General features: G+C 70.4%; 3 protein-coding genes and 1 pseudogene. All 4 read right to left on the bottom strand.

Translation table 11 applies throughout. From position 1 onward, the window contains the following. Positions 1-223, bottom strand: a pseudogene (locus tag VF794_RS22020) (hypothetical protein); the annotation flags it as partial. Continuing rightward, a complete protein-coding gene (locus VF794_RS22015; RefSeq protein ID WP_331113494.1) occupies positions 214-2,274 on the bottom strand; it encodes an ELWxxDGT repeat protein in 2,061 nt (686 codons plus the stop codon). The pseudogene VF794_RS22020 and the gene VF794_RS22015, both read right to left, overlap by 10 nt. A 153-nt stretch (positions 2,275-2,427) precedes the next feature. Further along, positions 2,428-5,175 carry a kelch repeat-containing protein gene (locus tag VF794_RS22010; protein WP_331113492.1) on the bottom strand — a complete coding sequence of 916 codons (2,748 nt, stop codon included), beginning with the start codon at positions 5,173-5,175 and terminating at the stop codon, positions 2,428-2,430. A 251-nt stretch (positions 5,176-5,426) separates the two neighbouring features. Then, positions 5,427-7,792, bottom strand: a 2,366-nt coding sequence (locus tag VF794_RS22005) for a protein kinase domain-containing protein (protein ID WP_331113490.1), incomplete at its 5' end; no start/stop codon positions are given.

The raw sequence follows: 7,792 nt of genomic DNA, 5'->3' as shown, positions 1-7,792 counted from the left end.
GGGACACCGTGCCCTCGAGAATCTCCTGCACCACGTGGTGGTTGGTGAGCACGGCGTTCGGGGACACCAGGAAGCCCGTCCCCACCGCCCTGCCCTTGAGCTCCACCCGGCACACCTGCCGCTCGATGACCTCGAGCCGCTCGCGCCAGCGCACGGGAGAGAGAGAGGAGCGCGTGTCGATGACGATCTGCTCGAGTGTCCGCTGGGCTCCCGTCAATTCCATGTGCGCTCTCCGTGATCCCTTGTCTCACGGAATGGGGAGGAGCGGCGGCGCCTCGCCAGCAGCGGAGCGAGCAGGCCCAGCAGCAGCCAGGGCGCGTCCGCCGTGAAGCCCGAGGTGCAGCCGCACCCCGAGTCCTTTGATTCCCCACCACCCTGGGCGGCGTTCACCTTCACGTTGAAGGCGCAGCTCACCGTGTTGCCTCCGGAGTCGCGCGCCGTCACCCGCACCTCGGTGTCCCCCACCGGGAAGGTGGAACCGGACGGGGTGGAGTAGAGGAGGGAGAGCGCCGTGTTGTCCGTCGCCTGCGCCGCCGGGTAGCGCGCCACCGCCCCTTCATTGCCCGTGGCGGACACCACCACGTCCCGCGGACAGGTGAGCGTGGGGGCCCGGGTGTCCTTCACCGCCACCGTGAAGGTGCAGGTGTTGGTGTTGCCCGCCGCGTCGGTGGCCGTGGCCGTCACCGCGTTGTCTCCCAGGGCGAAGGTGCTCCCGGACGCGTGGCTGTAGCTCACCGCGGGAGACGTCGCCCCCTCATCCCTCGCCCGCGCGGAGGCGTAGCTCACGGCGGTACCGCTCGCGCTCATGGCCTCCACCGTCACACCCGCCGGGCAGGTGATGAGCGGCGGCGTGCAGTCGCCGAAGAAGGCCGGGAACACCACGTACGGCTCCCGCCCCGTGCTCGCCGCCTCGGCGGAGTAGTAGAGCGCACCGTCCAGGAACGTCAGGTGCTCCGGCCAGGTAGCGGGCGACGGGGAACTGGGGTCCACCCGCCGGGTGCCCGGCGCCGTCCCATCGCTCATCCACAGCGCGAGGCCGGTGCCGTCATTCGCCGCGAAGAAGAGCTGGCCCCCGCCGGCCGTCAGTCCCTGGGGCGACGAGCCCCCGCTCCCCATGACGAGGTCCTTCACCAACCGCGTCCCCCCCTCCGTCCCATCGCTCTTCCAGAGTTCCCTGCCCGTGAGGCCGTTGTCGGCGGTGAAGTAGAGCGTTCCCCCCAGGTCCGCGAAGCTCTCCGGGTTCGAGCCGTCGACGTCGGCGCGCACGTCCCTCACCATCACCGTGCCCTCGGGCGTCCCGTTACTCACCCACAGCTCGGCGCCATGGGCCTTGTCGTCCAGGCTGAAGAAGAGCCTGCCGCCCACGGCCTTCAGGTTCTGGGGCGAGGGGTGGAGTGCCTGGGAGAAGACGGCCTTGACGCGAACCGTACCCGCCTCCGTCCCATCGCTCCTCCAGAGGTCGTCATCGGTGAGGCCGTTGTTGGCCGTGAAGAAGAGCGTGCTCCCCAGCACCGTCATCTGCCCGATGTTGGACCCGGCCTCGCCCGGAGCGATGTCCTTGACGAGCACCGTGCCCGCCGTCGTCCCGTTGCTCTTCCACAGCTCGTACCCGACGTCGGGGCTGTTCATGGCGGAGAAGAAGAGGGTGTCACCCACCACCGTCAGCGTCCCGGGTTGGATGGAACTCTCCGCCCCGGCAAACAGGTCCGTGAGGCGCGTCGTGCCACTGTACGTCCCATCGCTCACCCACAGCTCACTGCCCGTTTCGTGGTCGTTCGCGGTGAAGTAGAGCCTGCCTCCCAGCGTGACCATGTCGCTGATGCCCGCGGACTCCATCCCCGGGCTGATCTGCCGCACCAGCTCCGTGCCCGACTCCGTGCCGTCGCTCATCCACAGCTCGGAGCCGATGCTGCCGTCGTCCGCGTAGAAGAAGACCTTCCCGTTCAGCACCGTCAGGTTCCTGGGCCGCGACTCCCCCAAGGGGTTGATGTCCTTGACCATCACCGTGCCCGCCGCCGTGCCGTCGCTCTTCCACAGCTCGACCCCGTGCTCGCCGTCGTCCGCGGCGAAATAGACCGTGTCGCCCACGCGAACGAAGAAGGAGGTGACGGAGGGCTCGAGGGGCAGCGAGCTGGCCGAGCCCGGCACCACGTCCTTGAGAAGGCCCGGCGGACGACACCCGGGAGCGGGGGTGGGTCCCTGGGCCGCCACGGCACTCCCCCCCACCAGCGCGAGCACCAGGGGCCACCCGTACTTCATCCACCGATGAAACATCCGTTGCTTCCTTCCCAGAAGGGCACGCCTCCACACGAGCGCGCCAAAAACAACAGGGGATGCGGGCCTCGGGATGACCCCGAGCGGCTCGCACCCCCTGCATGAAACCGCTCGGGCCCAGGGTCCGCACCCCTCGGTGGGGGTGCGAGCCGATTACAGCCCGTTCAGGTCGTAGTACTCCGCCGAAGCCTGATCGTGGTTGCTCACACCACCCACCGCGAGCACGGTGCCGTTGCCGAGCAGGGTGGCGGTGTGCTTGTAGCGGTCCACGTTCATCGCCGTCGTCACCGTCCACTTGCCCGTGGCCGGGTCATACAGCTCGGACCCGGTCATGATGCCCGTGTACTGGTGGTAGCCACCCGCCACCAGCACGCGCCCGTCGGGGAGCACGTTGGCGGAGTGGAAGCGGCGCGGCGCGAGCATGCTGTCCGTGGCCGACCAGGTGTTGGTGGCCGGGTCATACAGCTCCGCCGAGGAGCTGCGCACCGGGTCGATGTCCGAGCCACCCACCACCAGCACCTTGCCGTTGCCCAGCAGGGAGGCCGTGTGGGAAGCGCGAGCCGTGCTCATGCCCGCCGCCAGCGTCCACGTGCCCGTGGCCGGGTCGTAGAGCTCCGCGGAGGAGATGAGACCCTCGGCGGCGTCGCCACCACCCGTCACCAGCACCTTGCCGTCGGGCAGCAGGGTCAGGGTGTGGTGGCGGCGGGCCACGTTCAGACCACCGGTGTACGACCAGGTGTTGGTGGCCGGGTCATACAGCTCGGCCGAGGCCAGCACGGCGCCGTTGGACTCACTGGTGGCACCACCGGCCACGAGGACCTTGCCGTTGGGCAGCAGGAGGGCGGAGTGGTGGTAGCGCTGCTGGTTGAGGCTGCCCGCGGGCTTCCACTTGCCCAGCTCGGGGACGTACAGCTCGGCCGTGGCGCCAGTGGTGGAGCTCTTGCCGCCGCCCGCGATGAGCACCTGGCCATTCTTCAGCTTCGTGGCCGTGTGACCGCGATGGGTGCCGAGGGTGTTGCCCGTGGGCGACCAGGTCTTGGTCTCCGCGTTGTACAGCTCCGAGGTGACGTTGTAGCCGCCGGCCACCAGCACCCGGCCATCGTCCAGCAGGGTGGCGGTGTGCAGCAGCCGCGGCAGCGCCATGCCGCCGGTGAGGAGCCACCCGCCGTGGCGGTCCTCGCACGTGCCGGAGGCGCCCGGAATGACGTTCACCGTGCGCGTGGCGCTGGCCGTGTGGCCGGCCGCGTCCCGCACCGAGTAGGTGAGGGTATAGGCGCCCGGCACCTTGGTGTTGACGGAGCCGGAGACGGTGATGGCGGCGCTCAGCTCACCCTCGCAGCCGTCGAAGGCGACCGCACCCGCCTCGACGTACGGCTTGAGGCACTCCAGCGTCTCGGTGGCGCTCCCCTCGAGCGTGAGGACCGGGGCCTGGGAGTCGGCCACCGTCACGTTGAAGGAGCAGCTGGAGGTGTTGTTGCTGGCGTCCCGCGCGACGTGCGTCACGGACGTGGTGCCCAGCGGGTAGCGGAGGATGCCCTGGGGGCCCTCCACGCTCGGCGCACCACAGGAGTCGGAGGCGCCCGAGGGGGGCACGCTGACGTCGGCGTGGCCCTCGGAGCACTCGGCCGAGAGGTCGGCCGGGCAACTGAGGGTCGGAGGCGTGGTGTCCGTGACCGTCACGGTGGACGTACAGCTGGACGACAGGCCCGTCTTGTCGGTGCAGGTCAGCTTCACGCTGCTCCAGCCCAGGCCGAAGAAGCCGCTCGGCGACTGCGTGCAGCCCACCAGGTCCCCATCCGGATCATACGAGCCATTGTCCACGGAGGCGGAGACGCTGCAGTAGACGTCGGTCGACAGGCTCACGTCCTTGCACAGGGCCACCGGAGGACGGGGGTTGACGATCCCCACGGACTTGCACGAGGCGCTACAGGAGCCGGAGCCGTTGCCGGCGCCGGAGTCGCACTCCTCGCCGGAGTCCACCACGCCGTCACCGCACCAGTGCAGGCGGCACACGGACGAGCAGGTGGTGCCCGGAAGGCCATTGCTCGAGCCGGTGTCACACTCCTCGGGGAACTGGAGGACGCCGTCACCGCAGGCCACGGGAATGGCACCGCGGGCGAGGATGAAGGGCACCCCGTGCGAGCCGTCCGCGAAGTCCAGCGAGCCGGGCAGGCGCGAGCCGAGGGCCGGGTCGCGGGCGATCGCGAGCGGGGTGAAGTTGGCGGCCGGGAAGGAGTCGAAGGCCTCGTGGACCGAGCAGCTCCAGTTGGAGAGCAGGCTGTCCGTGAGACCCGCCAGGGCCACGTGTTTGGCCACGATGTGAACGTCGTTGTAGCAGGCGCCCACCTTCGTGGCGGTGAAGGTACCGAACGGCGCGAGCACCGGCACCGGCGTCTTGGGCGGGGCCTCCTCGTAGTAGCAGCTCAAGTTGATGTAGGCGCCCGTCTTGCCCTGCTGCGCGGTGGCGAACTGGACGGCGTTGCGGGTGACCGCGCTCTTCTGGTGCAGCACGGGGTCGGTGCCCACGACGATGACGTTACCGTCCACCACCGGGCCCCAGACGTGGCGGTTCTTCACCGCGGCGGCCAGCTGAATCGAGGGGAGCCTGCCACAGGTGGGGTCGCCCAGGATGATGGCGCGGTAGGTGGCGAAGTCCGCGGACGTCTTCGCCGCCCAGGCCGCGTCGGTGGCGATTTCCACCGTGTAGCCCAGGTTCCTCGCGGCAAGCGCCTCGATGCTGTTGAGGCCGTTGGTGACCGTCGTGCCGAGGATCAGCACCTTGTTGGTGCTACCCAGGCCCTGCGGTCGCGTACTCACGGCCGCGGGCTGCTCGGGCGCCCCTTCTCGCAGCTCGGCCTCCGGCGCCTCCACGCCGCACCCAGCGAGCAACAGAACGCTCATGACCATCAGCATCCGGGTTCGGACGCTGCTACAGCCTTGGGTCGCAGTCGGCATCTGTACCCACTCCCTTTCGTTCAGGCGCATCTCTCCCTCTCTGGGCAAGAGATTTTTACATCGGGAATACCCGGGAAACGAAATCAATCATGCAAGAGGAACTTCCAGGCAACGCTGGGATATCGCCTTGACAACGCGGAACTCCTCTCGCCATGGACTTGCCCACGAAGGCATCCATTGTGCGAGCGTGGACTACCTCAGGCGTTCCAGATGGCCTCGACGCGGGAGCGCACCTTGCGCCGCCCCTCGGCGAAGCCCGGCAGCGCGCGCAGGGGTTGGAGCGCCGGGCAGCGGTCGATCCACTCCAGGTCGATGAGGGCCGTGTCCGCCGCGCGCTGGAAGTAGTGCATCGCCTGCTCCGGGTGGCCGGTGAGGCACAGCTCCTCGGTGCCGATCTGACAGAGCATGGAGACGAAGCGCGGGCTGGACGCCTTCTCCAGCCACCCCTCGAACGTCGGGAGCAGGGCGAGCGGCTCCGCCTCACCGAGCACCGCGGCGGCATAGCCGCGGGTCGCGATGGCCACGAAATCCGTCTCGTCCGCCACCGCGGCCAGGCACCTGCGCAGCTCGTCCTTGTCTCCCATCCACGCGGCGACGCGGGCCATCAAGGAGAGCGCCGGGAGCCGATGCACGGGCGAGGTGCTCAGCTTCTCCACCGCCCACCGGTAGTCCTCGAGGTTGCCACGCAGGGCACTGCAACGGGCGAGCTCGAACAGTCCCCCCAGGTTCGAGGAGGACAGCTCATGGGACAGGCGCAGCCGCACCAGCCCCTCGTCCGCGCGGCCGGCCTCGCACTGCATGGTGCCGAAGTACTGGAGCGCGGGGACATACGTGGGCGCGAGGTCCAGGGAAGTACGCAGGGCCATCACGGCCGAGCGCCAGTCATTGCCCTGGGCGGCGAGAATCCCCCGTGCCAGATGCGTCGCGGGCTGCTCGGGCGCCAGCCGCAGGGCCCGCTCGACACTGGCGCGCGCCGCCGCGCCCAGGTCCCGCTCGGAGTCCTTGCTCCCGAGAAACCAGACGCGGAGGCTGGCGTTGGCATGGAGCGCGAGGGCCGGCGCGAAGTCCGGCGCCAGCTCCAGGCACTTGTCGAGCTGGCTCAGCGGGCCATCAGGGTCGTTCCGCATCGCCCCGAACAGCCGGGGAGCCGCCTGGCGGTACAGCGCGATCGCCTCGGGTGGAGTGCTCGCGCGCCAGGCCGCGAGGCCGAGCTCCCCGCGCAGATCCTCGGAGACGCGCGGCATGAGCCGATCCTGGAGCTCGAAGGCATCGAGGGAGGGGTACTCGAAGCGGCCGCTCCAGAGCTGGGTGCCGGTCTGGGCCTCCAGCAGCCGCACGGACACCCGCACCATCGAGCCCGCGCACTGCACCGTCCCGTCCACCACCAGCTCCACCCCGAGCTCGCGCCCCACCGTCCGAGGATCCCTCTCGTCGCGGAAGCGCACCATCACCCCGCTGCCGGGCACGCGCAGCCCGCGCACGCGGGAGAGCTGGTCGATGAGGGCCTCGGACAACGTCTCCCCGAGGTACTCGTGCTCGCGGGGGCCCTGGAAGCGCAGGGGCAGCAACGCCACGGCCTGCTTCACCGTCGGCGTGGTGGAGGTGCGCGGCGCCTGGCGCGTGGTGCCCGTCGAGGTGAGGAGGGGCGAGGTGGTGGCCGTCACCGGCCCCGGGGTGTATGGGGCGGACAGGGTAGGCTCCCCCACGCTGACGAGCCAGTCCCGGAGCGCCGCGGCCAGCTCGAGCGCGCTCGCCGGCCGCTCCTCGGGAGCGCGGGCCAGGCAGCGGTGCACCAGCTCGGCGAGGGGCGGAGGAATGGTGGGGCGCTGGCGCAGATCCGGCGGGGGCTGGCGCAGGCGGGCCAGGGCGGCGGCCCAGGGCGTGTCACCGGTGAAGGGAACCTCGCCGGTGAGCATCTCGTGCAACAGCAGGCCCACGGCGTAGAGGTCCGCACGGGCGTCCACGGGCTCACCCGACACCTGCTCGGGCGCCATGTACAGGGGGGTGCCCACCGTGCCCATGGTGCGCGAGGCGGCCTCCCCCGCTACCGCGCGGGCGATGCCGAAGTCCGTCAGCACCACGCGGCCGCCCTTCTCGACGAGGACGTTGGCCGGCTTGAGGTCCCGGTGCACCACCCCGGCGGCATGGGCCGCGGCCAGCCCCTCGCAGACGGCCAGGGCGACGCGGACGGCCCGGGACGGGGCCAACGGGCGCTCGCGCAGGAGCAGCGTCCGGAGGTCCTCGCCCTCCACGTACTCCATGGTGAGGAAGGACTGGCCCTCGTGGGTGCCCAGGTCGTGCATCCGCGCCACGTGGGGGTGGGTGATGCGACGGGCCAGCCGCACCTCGCGGCTGAAGCGCTCGAGCGCGTCCGGGCCGGCGTCCTCGCCGAGCTCCAGCGTCTTGAGGGCCACCACGTCACCAACGAGGCTGTCTCGCGCCTCGTACACGGTGCCCATGCCGCCACGGCCGAGCATGCGCAGCAGGGCGTAGCGCCCGGCGAAGAGGGAGGAGGAGGAGGGGGAGGTCTCCGGGCGGATGACGGTATCGCCCGCGTCGAGGG

This window comes from Archangium sp. (genome assembly GCF_036389735.1).
Taxonomy (GTDB): Bacteria; Myxococcota; Myxococcia; order Myxococcales; family Myxococcaceae; genus Archangium.
This window is presented reverse-complemented; position numbering and strand designations above follow the sequence as displayed.